Origin of the sequence: Ensifer sp. MJa1 (genome assembly GCF_037026475.1) — a bacterium.
In the GTDB taxonomy this organism is placed as follows: Bacteria; Pseudomonadota; Alphaproteobacteria; order Rhizobiales; family Rhizobiaceae; genus Ensifer.
This window is the reverse complement of the sequence record NZ_JAKUMO010000011.1, coordinates 87,270-102,730: the sequence shown is the minus strand read 5'-3', so window position 1 is coordinate 102,730 and position 15,461 is coordinate 87,270. Positions and strand designations below refer to the sequence as shown.

Genomic DNA, 15,461 nt, shown 5'->3' with positions numbered 1-15,461 from the left:
GTCTCCTTCAGGCGGCTGCCTGCTGGCGTTCCAGCCAATGGGTAAAGGCCTGCCGTTCGGCCGGTGTCATGTGCAGGCCGTGCTTGGTTCGCCGGTCGAGAATGTCGTCGGCCGTGAGCGCCCATTCGTTGTCGATGAGGAAACGGGCTTCGCGTTCACGAAAGAGCGGGCCGAGCACCGGGCCGAGATCATCGAGCGATGCGGCTCCGGCAAGAAGCGCATGCGTGCGCGTGCCGTAGAGCCGTGCATAGTGCTTGGCGAGATCGGCCGGCAGAAAGCGGTAACGTGCCTTGAGATCGGCGAGAAACTGCTCGAAGTCGGCCTCGGCCATGTCTCCACCCGGCAGGTGTGCCCTCGCCGTCCAGGCCGTTCCCATCTTTGGAAAAAAGGGCTTCAGCCGCTCCAGCGCGTGTTCGGACAGCTTGCGGAACGTGGTGATCTTGCCGCCGAAGACCGAAAGCAGCGGCGCCTCGCCATCGGGCGCATCCACCTCAAAGATGTAGTCGCGGGTGACGGCCGACGGGTTTTCGGCGTTGTCGTCATAGAGCGGGCGTACGCCTGAGAAGCTGTAGACGATGTCGTCGGGCGTGAGTTGCTGCTTGAAGTAGCGGTTCACCGATTTCAGGAGGTAGCCGACCTCGTTGTCGTCGGCGGCGACATCTTCCGGACGCCCCTCATAGGGAATATCGGTCGTACCGATCAGTGCCAGGTCGTTCTGGTAGGGATTTATGAAGATCACCCGCTTGTCCGGGTTCTGGACGAGATAGGCCTGCCGCCCCTCCCAGAACTTCCGCACGACGATATGGCTGCCCTTCACCAGGCGCACGTTGCGGCTGGAGTTCAGGCCCCCGATTCGCCCGATGACGTCGTTGACCCAGGGCCCGGCGGTGTTGACGACGCAGCGTGCCTTCGCCTCGGTCTTCGCCCCCGTCCGGGTGTCGGTCATTTCGATGTGCCAGAGCCCGTCGCGGCGGCGGATGGCGCTGCAGGCGGTGCGCGTCAAGATGCGGGCGCCACGGGCGCGGGCGTCGAGCGCGTTCAGAACCACGAGACGCGCGTCATCCACCCAACAGTCCGAATACTCGAACGCCTTGCGGTACTCACGCTTGATCGGCGCGCCCTCAGGCGCGGTTGCCAGATCAAGGCTGCGGGTGCCCGGCAGCCGCTTGCGACCGCCGAGATGGTCGTAGAGAAAAAGCCCCAGGCGCACCAGCCAGGCCGGACGGTCCTCTGGGTTATGAGGCAGCACGAAGCGCATCGGCCAGATGATGTGCGGCGCGGATTTGAGCAGCACTTCGCGCTCGATCAGCGCCTCACGCACCAGACGGAACTCGTAGTATTCGAGATAGCGCAAGCCACCATGCACCAGCTTGCCCGAGCGCGAACTCGTGCCCTGGGCAAGGTCGTCCTTCTCACACAACAGGACCGAGAGCCCCCGCCCGGCCGCATCACGCGCGATGCCCGCGCCATTGACGCCGCCCCCGACGACAAGCAGATCATACACTCCGGCCTGAGGATTCACCGTCGTTCCTCCTTGGTATTCGGGCATTCCGGACGGAAAACCGTTTCGCACCTTTTCTGAGCCATGCCTCAAGCCGCCTTCGTCTTGTCCTGAAGGCCATAGGTCGAGAAAGCTTCGATCACGCCGGCGATCTCCGCCTCCGGCAGCACCACCGGGCCGCCGATCAACAGCGTGTGGTAATATTGCTTGGCGATCGTCTCGAGTTCGACCGCCGCCCACATTGCCTTCTCCAGGCTGCTGCCGGTCGCGATCATGCCGTGGTTCGCCATCAGGCACGCGCTGCGGCCATCGAGTGCCCTCAAAACGCTTTCCGACAGCGCCTTGGTGCCGTAACGCTCGTAGTCGGCGACCCGCACGTCGCTGCCGCCGAAGGCCGCGATCATGTAGTGGCAGGCGGGGATCGGCTTGCGGGCGATCGCGAGGATGGTCGAGTACATCGCGTGGGTGTGCACGACGGCGCCGACTTCCGGCCGGGCACGCAGGATATCCAGGTGGAAAGGCCATTCGACCGAAGGTTTCTTCGGCCCGGCCCAGGCGCCGTATTCGCCCTCAAGCGGCATGGCGACGATCATCTCTGCCGTCATTTCGGCATAGGGTATGCCCGATGGCGTCACCAGCATGGTGTCACCATCGCGCACGCTGATGTTGCCCGACGTGCCCTGGTTAAGGCCGATCGCATTCATGTGGCGGCAGTGGTCGACGATCGACTGGCGCAGTTCGCGTTCGCTCATGATCATCTCCTTCAGCACGGATTGACCGGCGGCAGGCCGGCGATGTAGCGGCGCACTTCCTCGGCAGCCATCTCGGCAGCAAAGGTGACGGTGCGCACCGAGGCGCCAGCGATATGCGGCGTCAGCGTCACGTTCGGCAGTTGGAGCAGCGGCCAGTCCTCCGGCACCGGCTCGACGGCAAAGGTCTCAAGCATCGCCGCGGCGAGATGACCACTCACCAGGTTGTCATAGAGCGCCTCGTAGTCGCAGAGTGGGCCGCGAGCCGTGTTCACGAAGATGGCGCCGGGCTTCATCTTGGCAAAGGTCTCGGCATTCATCATGTTCACCGTCTCCTCGGTCACGCGCGGATGCAGCGTCACGAGGTCCGAACGGGAAAGAAGATCGTCGAGCGAGACCTGTTCGACGCCGGCGTTGAGATCGTCGACGGAGAGCTGCACATAGGGGTCATGCACCAGCACCTTGGTGCCGAAGGCGCGCAAGAGGCGCACCACCTTGGTGCCGATATTGCCGTAGCCGATGACGCCGACGGTCATTTCGCAGAGCTCGCGGCCGGTGCGGTCGGCGCGATAGAGATCGCCGCGCCATTCGCCCTTGCGAAGCGCCTCGTGCCCGCTGCGGATCAGCCGTGTTTCGGCGAGGATCGCGCCGAGCGTGAACTCGGCAACCGCGCTGGCGTTGCGTCCGGGCGTATTGACGACACGAACGCCGGCGTCGCGCGCCGCCCCCATGTCGATGTTGACGGGGCCGCCGCGCGACACAGCGACGAGCTTCAAACCGGGCAGCGCTTCAAGCATCCCCCGCGACAGTGGCGCCAGCTGCGTCACCAGGATTTCCGCGTCACCGATGAATTCGATAATGTCGTCCGGCTTACCGAGGTATTCCTTCAACCCATCCATGCCTTCCACGGCATAGCCATGTTCCATCGGCACATCCGGCCAGGGCAGCTCAAGCGTGCGGATGTCATGGCCGTTGCCGGTCGCCTCGACGATCTTGTCGCGAAACACGTCCGGCAGCATGAACCGGTCGCCGATAATGGCTATCTTCTTCATTTCGGTCTTTCCTGTTGATTTACCGCGGCTGCACCTTGGGAGAGTGCGTGCCAGACGGGTCTGAGCACTGCGCGCGACTGCTTGTAGGCGGGGAAGAGTTCGTCAAAGCGGCGCTTGAGCGCCGGGTCGGGCGCCTCCGCCGGGCGTTGATAAGGGGTGACCCAGTCCCCGAGGCAATCGGCCATCGACGGGTAGATGCCGAGCGACACGGCGGCGATCATGGCAGCACCGGCGGCACCCGCCTCTTCGCGCTCGCTCGTCTGGACGCTGGCGCCAAGAGCGGCGCCGAGGATGCGGCGGAGCGAGGCGCTGCGGGCGGCACCGCCCGTCAGTCGGATGCGGCCGGGCAACGGCCCCATCTCGGCGTAGCAATCGCGCGCGGCCATGGCGAGGCCGTCGAACACCGCCTTCACCATGTCGGGAAAGCCGTGGGTGACCGAGAGCCCGACGAAGGAGGCGCGCGCCGAAGCGTCGACGAACGGCCCGCGCTCGCCGGCCTCCGAGATATAGGGCTGGAAGATCAGCGATGTATCCTTCGCGTCCGTCAGCCAGCCGTCGACATGGGCAAGCAGTTCGCTCTTCGATTTCTCGACCCCCATGCCCTTCAGCAGGCCGGACGCGACCGACAGGATCCAGTCGATGTTGAGCGTCGCCGCCATGTTCGACTGCATCTGGGCGTAGGCGCCCGGGATCGGCATGCACATGGTGTAGCCGGTAAGATCCTGGTTGAGCCGCACGTCATCGGCGCCATTGGCAAGCCGCATGTGCATGCCGGTCGAGCCGATGATCGAGCAGCCGGTATCGGTGTCCGGATCATAGAGCCCGGCCCCAAGCGCCGTGCAGACGACATCGACATAACCGAGCACGATGGGCGTGCCCTCAGTCAGCCCTGTTACTTTCGCCGCTTCGCCAGAAAGCGGGTGATGGGTCGTTGCCCCATCGACGATCTCGGGCAGCACGTGCTTGAGCTTATCGAGGCCGAGAAAGGCGATGACGTCGTCGTTGTAGCTGCGGCTGCGGAAATTGCCGAAGCTGAAATTCGCCTCGGACGGGTCGGTCGCGCGCTTGCCCGTCAGCTTGAAATAAAGCCAGTCCTTGCAGTGGAAGGTGGTGGCGACGCCCGAGAGCATCTCGGGCGCATGGTCGCGCATCCAACGCAGCTGCGGACCCTGCTGACAAGCGGCAAGGCCTGAGCCAGTGCTTTCGAAGCGGGCAACGTCGCCGCTGTCGCCGCGCAGCCGTTCGACCGTCTCGCCGGCGCGCGCATCGAGCCAGAGCCAGCCCTTGCCGACGGGCGCGCCGTCCCGGTCGATCATCCAGGTGCCGTCACCCTGCCCGGTCACCGCGATCGCAGCGACACGGCCGGCGAGATTTTCGATCTTCTCGGAAAGCTGTTTCAGCGTTGCCGCCGCATCCTTCCAGGTGCGCTCCAGATCCTGGACGCTGCCGGCGCGGCCGACCGCCTCATAGGCGTTCGGCAGCGCCGCCATGCCGAGCTGCCGGCCGGCAAGGTCGAAGGCCACCGACTTGATGACCGACGTTCCCGCATCGATGCCGATGAGGATATCCCGCATCAGGCAAGCTCCTGTCCATGGCTGATCGCCCGGCCGCTCTCGCCGTCAAAGACATGCAGGCTCGACGGGTCGAGATGGATGCCGATCGGCTGGCCGACATCCAGTTCAGTGCGGTCGTGCTCGACCAGCACCATGGTCCCCCCGGCGAAATCCGCCGCGATGTGGGTCTGGTCGCCGAGCCACTGGTTGACGGCGACGCGACCGGTGACGCCATCGGCGCTACGCCGCACGGAATAGGGGCGGATGCCGAGCACCACCTTCTGCCGCTTGATGAGCTCGTCGCGCACCGCATGCGAGAAATCCGAAGCCGCATATTCGAGCCGCACGCCGTCCCTGAGGCCGAAGTCCATCCTGCTTTCGGAACCGGTGACACTCGCCTCGAAGACGTTCATCGGCGGCTCGCCGACGAAGGTGCCGGTGAAGAGATTGGCCGGCCGCTCCTTGATTTTCTGCGGCGTATCGAACTGCTGCAGCACCCCGCCTTCCATGACCGCTATGCGGTCGGCAAGCGCATTGGCCTCGGTCTGGTCGTGGGTGACGAGGATCGCCGTCAGCCCGCGTTCCTTGATGAAGTGCTTGATGCGGCCGCGCAGCAGCGCCCGCAGTTGCGGCTCCAGCTGCCCCATCGGCTCGTCGAGCAGGTGCAGGTTGGCGTCGCGGATCAGCGCCCGGCCGAGTGAGGCGCGTTGCTGCTGGCCGCCGGAGATCGAACTCGGATAGCGTCCGAGAATGTCCTCGATCTCGAGCAGCTTGGCGATACCCGCCACCTTCTCGTCGACGACACCTTGAGAGAGCTTCGAGGCCTTCAGCGCAAAGGCGATGTTTTCGCGCACCGTCAGCGGCGGATAGAGGGAGTATCCCTCGAACGCCATGGCGACGTTGCGGCGCACCGGCGGCAGGGTGTGGACCTCCTTGGCCGCAAGCGAGATCGTGCCGCGCGACACGGCTTCGAAGCCGGCGATCATGCGCAGCGTCGAGGTCTTGCCGCAGCCGGACGAGCCGAGCAGCGCGATGATCTCGCCCTTCTTCACATCCATGTTCAGCTTCTTGACGGCATGCACGCCGAAGTCGACGGGCCCGTAGAACTTGTCGACGTCCTTGATCAGAAGGGCGGTGTCGGTCATGCCGCTTCTCCATTGCGCTTGGCTGCGAGGTCGGCGCGCGGCAGCAGGGTGCCGCTTGCCCGGTCGAAGAGGAAGGCCTGGGTGCCATGGACGGCAATATGGGCAGGTCCTGCGGTCGGACCAGGCGTTCCGGCCGGTCGCGACACCAGGATTTCGCGGCCACGCGCCGTCAGCGCCAGCGTCACGGTCTTTTCGTTGAGCGGCGTTTCCGCCTCGACCGTCACCGGGATCGCGCCAGGTGCCGCGGCATCGACAAAGCTGATCGCCTCCGGGCGCAGGCCGAGAACGCACTCTCTGCCGACGACATCGGAGCCATAATCGGCGAGCCGAACCCGAACATTGGAAAGCTCGACAAAGACCCCCTCGCCGCCGCGCTGCGGCGTAACATCGAGCAGGTTGATCGTCGGGTCGCCGAAGAGCCGGGCGATCTCGATATCGGCGGGCGCGGTGTAGATCTCCTGCGGCGTGCCGATCTGGCGGATGCGGCCTGAGGCCATGACGGCGATCCGGTCGCCGAGCGCCATCGCTTCCTTGTAGTCCTGGGTAACGTAGACGACCGTTGCGCCCTGCGCTGCAAGCAGCCGCGGCAGTTCCAGCCGCATCTCGAAGCGCAGCTTGGCATCGACGTTGCGCAAGGGATCGTCGAGCAGAAGCAGCGGCGGCGAGCCGACCAGCGCACGGGCAAGGGCCGTTCTTTGCTTCTGGCCGTTCGAAAGCGCCTTCGGATGGTGGCTCAGCACGTGGTCGATCTTGAGCAGCTTCGCCACCTTCTGCACGCCGGCAGCGATCTTCTCCTTCGATGATTTCGTCGCCGTCAGCGGGCTTGCGATATTGTCGAAGGCGCTCATGTGCGGGAAAAGCGCGAAGTTCTGGAAGGCCATGCCGACGCCGCGATGTTCGGCATCGACATCGCTCATGTCCTCGCCGCCGATCAGCACCCGGCCCTCGTCCGGTTCGATGACACCGGCCACCAGCCGCAGCAGCACGGTCTTGCCGGCACCGGACGGGCCGAAGAGCACCAGCCGCTCGCCATCGGCGACGTCGAGCGTCAGATCGTCGAGAACCGTCTGGCTCTTGTAGCGCTTGACGATATTCTTCAGTTGCAGCGTGGTCATGATTTATCCCTTCACCGCGCCGAGCGACAGGCCTTCGACGAGGTAGCGCTGGGCGTAGAGTGCAAGTGCGAGCGTCGGCGTGACCGAAAGCACGATGGCGGCGGCGATCTGCCCGTATTGGATGCCCGAGGAGGTGACGAAGGCGAGCGCGCCGACCGTCACCGGCTGCTTGTCGGCGGACGCCAGCACCAGCGCGAAGACGAAGTTGTTCCAGGCGAAGATGAAGGCGAGCAGGCCGGCGGCGGCAATGCCGGGTCCGGCAAGCGGCAGCGCGATCTTGCGGAAAGTCGCAAACCAGGAATGACCGGCGATGCGATAGGCATATTCAACGTCGGCCGAGATGTCCTCGAAATAGCCGCGCACGATCCAGAGGATGAGCGGCAGGCAGACCAGCTGGTAGACCCAGATCAACCCGACATAGGTGTTGGAAAGGCCGAGCCACTGGAAATACTGCGTCAGCGGCAGCAGCACGAGGAGCGGCGGCGCAAAGCGGAAGGACAGAAGCGTGAACGCGATGTCTTCCGAGCCTTTGAACTTGTGGCGGGCAAAGGCGTAGGCCGCCGGCACGCCGAGGACCAGCGACACGGCGACCGAGGCGACCGACAAAAAGATCGAGTTGCCGAGATTGCTCATGAAGGCGATGTCGAGCGTTCCGGCCGCCGTCTGCAGCTTGCCGGTGATCAGCGCCGCATAGTTCGACAAGGTCGGCGAGAACACCAGCGACGGCGGGATCGCCAGGATCGTCTCGTTCGTCTGGAACGACATCAGGAAGATCCAGAAGATCGGGAACATGAAGAAGACGACGACGAGCGTGAGGGCGAGACCGCGTAAGGTCCGTTCGAGCGGAGACATGGTTTCCATCGGAACCCCCTTTAAGCTTCGCCGCGAGCGCGTTCGCGCAGCCGCAGCCAGTTCTTGATGAAGACGTTGGACAGCGTGTAGGTGATCGCCCACAGGATGATCAAAAGCGCTGCCGAACGGCCGACATTGGTCGACTGGAAGAAGTTGAGATAGGCCTCGACCTGGAAGACGGTGAGCGTGTTGCCAGGCCCCCCTTGCGTCATCGCATAGATGATGTCGAACTGCTGGATACTGTCGAGCAGCCGAAAGAGCGTCGCCGTCAGGATATAGGGCGTCAGCATCGGCAGGGTGATGCGGAAGAAGACGAAGCTGCGCGGCACGCCGTCGAGAGCCGCCGCCTCGAAAGGCTGCGTCGGCAGCGAGCGCAGGCCGGCCAGCAGCAGGATCATGATGAAGGGCGTGTAGACCCAGATGTCGACGAGCACGACGGTCAAGAGCGCCGTGTCCGGCGATGACGCCCAGCGGAAATCATTGAGGCCGATCAGGCTCGCAAGATAGCTGAGGATGCCGAAGCTCGGATTGGTCATCAGCTTCCACATCAAGGCGGCCAGCGCCGGCGCGATCATCAGCGGCAGAAGCAGCATGATCGAGATGAAGTTGTTGACCGTCGAACGCCGCTGCAGGAGCAGCGCGATACCGAGCCCGAGCAGCAGTTCCAGCGTCACGGTCAGGCCGGCATAGAGGAGCGATACCTTGAGTGTGTTCCAGAAGGCCGGGTCGGTGAAGAAGTTGAGGTAGTTTTCGCCCCAGTTGAACTGGCGCGCCCAGGGCTGGCTCAACCGGTAGCGCTGGAAGGAATAGACCACCGCCGTGAAGAACGGGATGAGGATGCCAATGCACACCAGCAGCGCCGGCAGGCTCAGCACATAGGGAAGCATCTTCCTGCTGATCCTGAAACCGGAGGCCGGTCTCTTGAGGGTTTCTGTTGAAGCCATGTCGAGCTCCGTTCCTGAAGTTTTGAAAGAGCACGCGGCACGCGGGAGCCCTCAGGCGCCGCGCCAGTCCCTCGGCATCTCGGATTGAATTCGGTGCGGTCCCCCGAAAATCCTGGCCGAGGGCATCGTCACAGGCCAGCCGCGGCCGGCATCTCGGGATGCCCGGCGCCAAGCAGACGCCGGGCATCACTTGGGAGGCCTATCAGCCGAGACCCGCCTCTTGGAGCTGGCGGTTGATGCTTTCTGCAAGCTGGTCGAGACCTTCGTCGACCGGCACCTGCTTGGCGACCATCTTCTGCAGCGTTGCTGCCCATTCGGTCGTCACGTCGAAGAACAGGGGCTGCGCTGTGAAGTGGATCTTTGCGCCCGGCGCCGAAACGTCGTGCATTTCCACATAACCCGGATAGCTCTTGTTCAGCCGCTCGCGGAACATCTCGTCCTTCCAGACAGAGGCGCGGACCGGGTTGACGAAGTCCATCTTCGTCGCGCCGAAGATCGCGTGCTCGAGCCCGGTCGCCCATTGCAGGAAGTACCAGGTCGCGTCCTTGTCCTTGGAGAAATTGGACATGGCGAGCGACCAGATCCAGATGTTCGGCGTCGGGGCGGAAGCGGCCGGATTGGCCGCGAACGGCGCATAGGCAAGCTTGCCGGCCATTTTGTTGTCGCCGCCATTCATGAAGTAGCCGAGAATGTCGGCATCGTAGATCATGGCCGATGCGCCGGCGCCGAGATCGGTGCCAACCTGGTACCAGGTATAGGTCGACCAGTCCTTCGGGCCGCTCTCCTGGATCATCGATACCCATTTGGCGTGGAAGGCCTTGGATTCGGCGGTGTTCATCGCCGCCGTCAGCTTGCCGTCTGCCCCGACGTTCAGGTCCTTCTGGCCGAAGTTGGCGTAGCCCGAGAGGAAGCCCGGATGGATCGTCGCCCAGGAGCGCGAGCCACGCACGCCGATGCCATAGACACCGCCGCCGACATCCTTGGTGAGCTTGGCAGCTGCCGCCGAAAGCTCGTCGATGTTCTTCGGAACGGCAACGCCGGCCTTGTCGAACATGGCCTGGTTGAACGAGAGATTGTTCTGCTCGTAGCCCCACGGAATGCACCACTGCTTGGCGTCGTCGGAGCCGAGCGCCCCGCCCGGCTGGCCGTTCCAGGCGCAGGAGTTCTTCACGCCCGGCAGGAAGTCGTCCCAGGCATATTGCGGGTTGGTCTTGGCCGGATCGTTGATCCATTCCTTGAGGTCGGTGATCCAGCCGGCCGGACCATAGGTCCAGGTCATGTAGGCGCCGGTCATGAAGGCATCGTACTCGGCCGAGCCGGACGACAGTGCCGCCGTCACCTTGTCGAAATAGACGTCTTCCGGAAACACGTCATAGGTGACGTCGATGCCGGTCAGATCCTTGAAGGTCTGCAGGTTGGCGATCATCGCATCGGCGTAAGGATGCTTGTTCAAGAGCAGCTTCAGCTTCTTGCCGGAATGCGCCTTCCAGTCGAAGTCGGCGGCGAGCGCCTGGGTCGACATCATGTTGAACAACGTGCCGGCCGTGCCGACGCTCAGGCCTGCAGCGCCCAATCCCTTGAGCATGCCGCGGCGGTCCACCTCCCCACGCAGGAATGCGCTGATGAGGTCCTTCTCCTTCTCGTACATCCGTCTTCTCCTCCGTTGCGGGTATGATTGCGACTGCCGGCTACCCCACCGGTATTCCTCCCGTTAAGGCCGTGAGCAGATCCTCCCTGCCCTCATGGCCTCGAATGTCTCGGCGCCTCATGCGCCGTCGGCCGCAAGCGCCCGCGCCGTCCGCTCATCGGTGATCAGCCCGCTCAAATGCCCGCTTGCCAGCACCGCCCGGATGGCCGGCACCTTGATCTTGCCGCCGGCAACCGCGACCGTGCGGCGGTTCTTCAGGTCCTCGCGGCTGAGTGTGAAGGTCCGGTCCGAAAGCGCCGTTTCGACCGGACGGCCCTGCCCGTCGAAGAAGTGGCCGAGCAGCTCGCCCATCGCCCCGCCCTTCTGGATGTCCTCGATCTCGCTGGTCTCGATCATGCCGGTCGAAACCAGCGATGCCTCGCGTACGACGGTGCCGATGCCGACCATCAAGAGATCGGCGGTCTTGGCGAGATCGAAGACCTCGCGCACGCCGCGCTGGCTGAAGAGCACGTCGCGGTCCTCGACGGTGTTGGCAAAGAACGGCACCGGCATGACATAGGCTTCGGCCCCGGTGCGCTCGGCAAGCCTGTGGATCACGTCATGCGGGTTGGCCGAGAACTTGCGGGTGAGACCCCCGAGCAGCGAGACGAAGCGGGTATTGCCGCTTGCCATGCGCGGAAGATATTCGACGCAAGCCGCGAGTGTGCGGCCATGGCCGACGCCGACCAGCGCCGTTTCGCCGCGCTCGATCTCACGCTTCAGGAATTGCGCGCCGGAAATGCCGAGCGCCTTCAAGGGCAACTCGTCGGAATCGAAGTCCGGCACCACCTCGCAATAGTCGAGGCCGTAGCGGGCCGAAAGCGTCTGCTCGAGTTCGACGCATTCGGAGACTTCGCCGTCGATATAGACCTTCACCAGCCCTTCCTGGTTGGCCTTCATGATCAGCCGGTGAGCCTTGAGCGAAGTCAGCCCCAGGCGCTTGGCGACCTCGGCCTGGGTCAGGCCGCCGGCATAGTGCAACCAGGCCGCCCGCGTCGCCATGCTGGTCTCGTCGTCACGAATGCCCGTCCCACCAATCGCCATTGTCTCCACCCGCCCCTTGCTGCGCTGCATGATATTTTTTGCACCGCATGATATTTTTATCTGTTGATGAAAGAAATTTCATGGAGTGAAAAAAATGTCAATAGGATCGACGATGCGCATGATCACGTTTGTGGAGAAGCGGTTGAACGGTCACAAAAGCTGCACGCAATGGCAGCCGCTCCCGGCAGAGGCATCGGAGACCGTGCGTTGTTTAAAAGCGGAAACAAGCGGCGCCCGCGCACGGCCGACCGTCAGCGGTTTACGGCCCGCCGGACTATTGCCCGAGGTTTCTCAGATACAGCGACAGAAGCTGTGTCTGCGAGGAAATGCCGAGCTTGCGATAGACGTTGCGGCGGTGAACCTTGACCGTGCCGGTGGAGATGCCGAGCCGGAGACCGATCGATTCCGACGAATGGCCCTGCAGCACCAACTCGATGATCGAGGCTTCCCGGTCCGTGAGGTTCAGGTGCTGCCAGACGCCATCAGCCGGCGGATGGGTCGCCTTGCGCTTGCTACGCCCGGTTTTGGCCAGCGCCGCATCGAAGCGGCGGCCGAGCCCCGCCCAATGGTGGCGCACCAGCGCCGAGACCAGCGGCTCGACCTTTTTCAACAGTGCAAACTCGGCGGCACTGAACGTCCCCGTCGCCTCGCGCCGCATGAGCGACAGCACGACGGTGATCTGCTCGTCGACCGGCACGAAGAAGCCGACCTCCTCCGCAAGCCCCGTCTGGACATAATAGGTGCGGTAGTATTCCGAGGAGAAGAACCGGTCGGGCGCCAATTCCCGCATCCGCCATACCCCCGGCTCACCCTTTGACGCCGCGTGGTAGAACGGGTCGAGCAGATAGGGCCCGGCCTGGTATAGGCTGACGAAGAGAACGTGGTCCTTGGCATTGAAGGTGCTGTAAAGATCGATCGGCCGCTCCTTGCCACGATAGGCAAAGACGACCGCGTAGTCGAAGGTCATCAGCGTCGACATCAGTTGCCGATAGGCGGTGCCGACGGCCTCGTCCTCCAGCGGCGCGCCCGTCACCAGCGGCGCCATGACCTGAAAAAATCCTTCGAGATCGACGCTCAAACCGCTCCCCAGGCCGATGCTATTAGCTTCAAGGGTATACTCCTCACACAAGCTGATCTGCGTGGAAATACCTCTCTCGGGGTATATACCGGAAGGGCACGCGGTGACTAGGCTGCGTATCAATGACGGTGGAGTGCCAGGGCGGGAGATTCCTGGCGACATCCGAAACAAACCGCAGGGAACAGACGTGACATCCGCTTCGACGAACGACATCGAGTTCCGTTCGGTCGCCAAACGCTATGGCGCCGTGACGGCCGTTTCCGACATCAATCTGGAAGTGCCGCGCGGCGCCTTCATGGCGCTTCTCGGACCGTCCGGCTGCGGCAAGACTACGTGCCTGCGCATGATCGGCGGCTTCGAGCAGCCGAGCGAAGGCACGGTCTTCATCAGCGGCGAGCCGATGAACGGCGTCGCCGCCTACCGCCGACCGGTCAACATGGTGTTCCAGCACTATGCGCTGTTTCCCCATCTCGATGTCGAAGCCAACGTCTCCTACGGCCTGAGGCAGATGCGTCCGCGCATTGCCGGTGCAGAGATTTCGCGCCGCGCCCGGGAGGCGCTGGAGATGGTGCGGCTCGGCGGCTTCGGAAAACGCCGCATCCACGAAATGTCGGGCGGTCAGCAGCAGCGCGTCGCGCTTGCCCGCGCCATCGTCAACAAGCCGAAGGTGCTCTTGCTTGACGAGCCCTTGGCAGCCCTCGACAAGAAACTGCGCACCGCCATGCAGATCGAGCTGCAGACGCTGCAGCGCGAGCTCGGCATCACCTTCGTGCTCGTCACCCACGACCAGGAGGAAGCGCTGTCGATGAGCGATTTCGTCTGCGTCATGAATGCCGGCCGCATCGTTCAGGTCGGTCCGCCGCAGGAAATCTACGACCGGCCAGCAAGCCTCTTCGTCGCCGATTTCGTCGGCAAGACCAACCGCATCGATGCGACCGTCGACGGCGCCTCCTCGCTGGTCCTTGCCAATGGCGCCCGCTTTTCCGCCCCTGCCGTCAACGGCACCAGGGGCGCGGCAACCGTGGCACTCCGGCCCGAGGCGATCCGGCTGACGCGCAACGGCGCGGCGAACGCCGAGGCCCTGGCCGGCACCGTCACCCACCGGATCTTCCTGGGCTCAGCCGTCGAATACTCCGTCGCGGTCGACGGGCTCGGCGATTTTCTGGTCACTGCCGACCGCCGCACGCTCGGCGATACCGAGTTGGTCGAGCCCGGCGAAAAGGTCGGCCTCGCCTTCGATCCGAATGCGCTGCACGTCTTTCCAGCCTGAAATCTCCCGGTCTCACCGCCGGTTCTGCCACCTCGCATGAACGTCAAACGATAAAGGGAACAGCGTCATGAGCAAATGGTACAGAGAAAATGCCCCGATCACCGCAGATCATCTCGCCGACGAACTGATGCGCCTGAAGCGCGGCTCGGTCACCCGCCGTCACTTCCTCGGCGTCACGGGTCTCGGTCTTGCAACCGCCGTGCTCGCCCGTCAGCCGGGCCTCTTCAATTCCACCGCCTTTGCCGGCGATCTCGGCACGCAGATGTCGATCGCCACCTGGCCGAACTACCATGACCCGGCAACCTTCGAGGCTTTCCAGGCCGCAACCGGCGTCGCCGTCGAGGTCAACGTCTTCGGTTCCAACGAAGAGATGCTGGCCAAGCTCCAGGCCGGTGGTACCGGCTGGGATCTCTTCGTTCCCACCAACTACACGATCTCGACCTATGTGAAGCTCGGCCTCATCGACGAGCTCGATCTGTCGAAGCTTCCGAACTACGACGCCTCGACCGAGACGGCACGCTTCACCAACGAAGGTGTCGTCGACGGTAAGACCTATGCCGTGCCGAAGAACTGGGGCACGACCGGCATTGCGCTGAACTCTTCCAAGATCAAGACGCCCGTCACCAGCTGGAAGGACTTCTTCGAGATCGCCATGACCGAGGCCGACGGCCGCGCCATGGTGCACGACTACCAGCTCACCACCATCGGCAACGCGCTGGTCTCGCTCGGCTATTCCTTCAACTCGATCAAGCCGGACGAACTGGCCAAGGCCGAGGAACTGCTGATCAAGGTGAAGCCGCATCTCTACGCCATCAACAGCGACTACCAGCCGTCGATGCGCGCGACCGACGCCTGGATGACCATGTGCTGGACCAATGACGGCGCCCAGCTCAACCGCGACATGCCGGAAATCCAGTTCGTGCTCGGCAAGGACGGCGGCGAGATCTGGTCGGATTTCTACGCGATCCCGAAGAGTGCCGCCAACAAGGCCGCCGGCTATGCGCTGCTCAACTACCTGATGGCGCCGGAAAACGCCATGAAGGAGCACATCGCCAACGGAGCCCCGACCACCGACAGCCGCGTCCTGAAGCTGCTGCCGGCCGAGGTCACCGGCAACAAGATCGTCTATCCGGACGACGCATCCCTGACCCCGCTCGAATTCGGCGCCGCGGTCACCCTCACCGACCCCGGCCGCGCCGAACTGATGGCGCGGTTCAAGTCGGCTTGAGCCGGACTGTGACTGCCCCTCATCCGCCTGCCGGCACCTTCTCCCCGTTCTGACGGGGAGAAGGGACAAGCGGCGAGCTCCCCGTTCCCCTGTTTCTCTCGGAAGGGAGGGACCGAGCGAGCGCCACGAGTCCCCTTTCCCCCCGCAGGGGAGAAGGTGGCCGGCAGGCCGGATGAGGGGCTTCCCCTCCGTGTACGAATGAGGGGCGTTCCCCTCGCCGCGCCTTGCAAGCCGAAAATACCA

The 15,461-nt window shown here is 63.9% G+C and carries 13 protein-coding genes; 2 read left to right on the top strand and 11 right to left on the bottom strand.

What is annotated here, in order from left to right:
* Window positions 1–7: 7 nt before the first annotated feature.
* The 11 genes from MKZ91_RS16605 to MKZ91_RS16555 form a co-directional block, all read right to left on the bottom strand.
* Window positions 8–1,522, bottom strand: coding sequence for a glycerol-3-phosphate dehydrogenase (locus MKZ91_RS16605; protein WP_442892301.1), 1,515 nt, complete (start codon window positions 1,520–1,522; stop codon window positions 8–10).
* 68 nt (window positions 1,523–1,590) lie between these two features.
* The gene (locus MKZ91_RS16600; RefSeq protein ID WP_336172149.1) at window positions 1,591–2,253 is read right to left on the bottom strand and encodes a class II aldolase/adducin family protein; all 663 of its coding nucleotides are present in this window, start codon (window positions 2,251–2,253) and stop codon (window positions 1,591–1,593) included.
* Window positions 2,254–2,264: 11 nt separating this feature from the next.
* Window positions 2,265–3,302 (bottom strand): 2-hydroxyacid dehydrogenase, encoded by a 1,038-nt coding sequence (locus MKZ91_RS16595; RefSeq protein WP_336172147.1) that lies wholly within the window; start codon window positions 3,300–3,302, stop codon window positions 2,265–2,267.
* Window positions 3,299–4,876 (bottom strand): FGGY-family carbohydrate kinase, encoded by a 1,578-nt coding sequence (locus MKZ91_RS16590; RefSeq protein WP_336172145.1) that lies wholly within the window; start codon window positions 4,874–4,876, stop codon window positions 3,299–3,301. The genes MKZ91_RS16595 and MKZ91_RS16590 overlap by 4 nt, the downstream gene beginning before the upstream one ends.
* Window positions 4,876–6,000 carry an ABC transporter ATP-binding protein gene (locus MKZ91_RS16585; RefSeq protein ID WP_336172142.1) on the bottom strand — a complete coding sequence of 375 codons (1,125 nt, stop codon included), beginning with the start codon at window positions 5,998–6,000 and terminating at the stop codon, window positions 4,876–4,878. The genes MKZ91_RS16590 and MKZ91_RS16585 overlap by 1 nt, the downstream gene beginning before the upstream one ends.
* On the bottom strand, window positions 5,997–7,115 hold the full coding sequence (locus MKZ91_RS16580) for an ABC transporter ATP-binding protein (RefSeq protein ID WP_336172141.1): 1,119 nt from the start codon (window positions 7,113–7,115) through the stop codon (window positions 5,997–5,999). The genes MKZ91_RS16585 and MKZ91_RS16580 overlap by 4 nt, the downstream gene beginning before the upstream one ends.
* Before the next feature lie 3 nt (window positions 7,116–7,118).
* On the bottom strand, window positions 7,119–7,976 hold the full coding sequence (locus MKZ91_RS16575) for a carbohydrate ABC transporter permease (RefSeq protein WP_336172140.1): 858 nt from the start codon (window positions 7,974–7,976) through the stop codon (window positions 7,119–7,121).
* A gap of 11 nt (window positions 7,977–7,987) precedes the next feature.
* Window positions 7,988–8,911 carry a carbohydrate ABC transporter permease gene (locus MKZ91_RS16570; RefSeq protein WP_336172139.1) on the bottom strand — a complete coding sequence of 308 codons (924 nt, stop codon included), beginning with the start codon at window positions 8,909–8,911 and terminating at the stop codon, window positions 7,988–7,990.
* Window positions 8,912–9,113: 202 nt separating this feature from the next.
* The gene (locus MKZ91_RS16565; protein ID WP_336172137.1) at window positions 9,114–10,559 is read right to left on the bottom strand and encodes an ABC transporter substrate-binding protein; all 1,446 of its coding nucleotides are present in this window, start codon (window positions 10,557–10,559) and stop codon (window positions 9,114–9,116) included.
* 117 nt (window positions 10,560–10,676) lie between these two features.
* Window positions 10,677–11,672, bottom strand: a complete 996-nt coding sequence (locus MKZ91_RS16560) for a sugar-binding transcriptional regulator (RefSeq protein WP_442892299.1) — start codon at window positions 11,670–11,672, stop codon at window positions 10,677–10,679.
* Between the two features lie 244 nt (window positions 11,673–11,916).
* On the bottom strand, window positions 11,917–12,687 hold the full coding sequence (locus MKZ91_RS16555) for a helix-turn-helix transcriptional regulator (RefSeq protein WP_442892306.1): 771 nt from the start codon (window positions 12,685–12,687) through the stop codon (window positions 11,917–11,919).
* Window positions 12,688–12,907: 220 nt separating this feature from the next.
* Between MKZ91_RS16555 and MKZ91_RS16550 the strand changes: the two genes are divergently transcribed.
* Window positions 12,908–13,990 carry an ABC transporter ATP-binding protein gene (locus MKZ91_RS16550; RefSeq protein ID WP_336172133.1) on the top strand — a complete coding sequence of 361 codons (1,083 nt, stop codon included), beginning with the start codon at window positions 12,908–12,910 and terminating at the stop codon, window positions 13,988–13,990.
* A gap of 67 nt (window positions 13,991–14,057) precedes the next feature.
* Window positions 14,058–15,218 (top strand): polyamine ABC transporter substrate-binding protein, encoded by a 1,161-nt coding sequence (locus MKZ91_RS16545; protein ID WP_336172132.1) that lies wholly within the window; start codon window positions 14,058–14,060, stop codon window positions 15,216–15,218.
* The last annotated feature ends 243 nt before the right edge of the window (window positions 15,219–15,461 follow it).

Coding starts and splice junctions, on each gene's coding strand:
- MKZ91_RS16600 (WP_336172149.1), bottom strand. CDS start 2,253: ATGAGCGAACGCGAACTGCGCCAGTCGATCGTCGACCACTGCCGCCAC.
- MKZ91_RS16595 (WP_336172147.1), bottom strand. CDS start 3,302: ATGAAGAAGATAGCCATTATCGGCGACCGGTTCATGCTGCCGGACGTG.
- MKZ91_RS16590 (WP_336172145.1), bottom strand. CDS start 4,876: ATGCGGGATATCCTCATCGGCATCGATGCGGGAACGTCGGTCATCAAG.
- MKZ91_RS16585 (WP_336172142.1), bottom strand. CDS start 6,000: ATGACCGACACCGCCCTTCTGATCAAGGACGTCGACAAGTTCTACGGG.
- MKZ91_RS16580 (WP_336172141.1), bottom strand. CDS start 7,115: ATGACCACGCTGCAACTGAAGAATATCGTCAAGCGCTACAAGAGCCAG.
- MKZ91_RS16575 (WP_336172140.1), bottom strand. CDS start 7,976: ATGGAAACCATGTCTCCGCTCGAACGGACCTTACGCGGTCTCGCCCTC.
- MKZ91_RS16570 (WP_336172139.1), bottom strand. CDS start 8,911: ATGGCTTCAACAGAAACCCTCAAGAGACCGGCCTCCGGTTTCAGGATC.
- MKZ91_RS16565 (WP_336172137.1), bottom strand. CDS start 10,559: ATGTACGAGAAGGAGAAGGACCTCATCAGCGCATTCCTGCGTGGGGAG.
- MKZ91_RS16560 (WP_442892299.1), bottom strand. CDS start 11,672: ATGCAGCGCAGCAAGGGGCGGGTGGAGACAATGGCGATTGGTGGGACG.
- MKZ91_RS16555 (WP_442892306.1), bottom strand. CDS start 12,687: ATGGCGCCGCTGGTGACGGGCGCGCCGCTGGAGGACGAGGCCGTCGGC.
- MKZ91_RS16545 (WP_336172132.1), top strand. CDS start 14,058: ATGAGCAAATGGTACAGAGAAAATGCCCCGATCACCGCAGATCATCTC.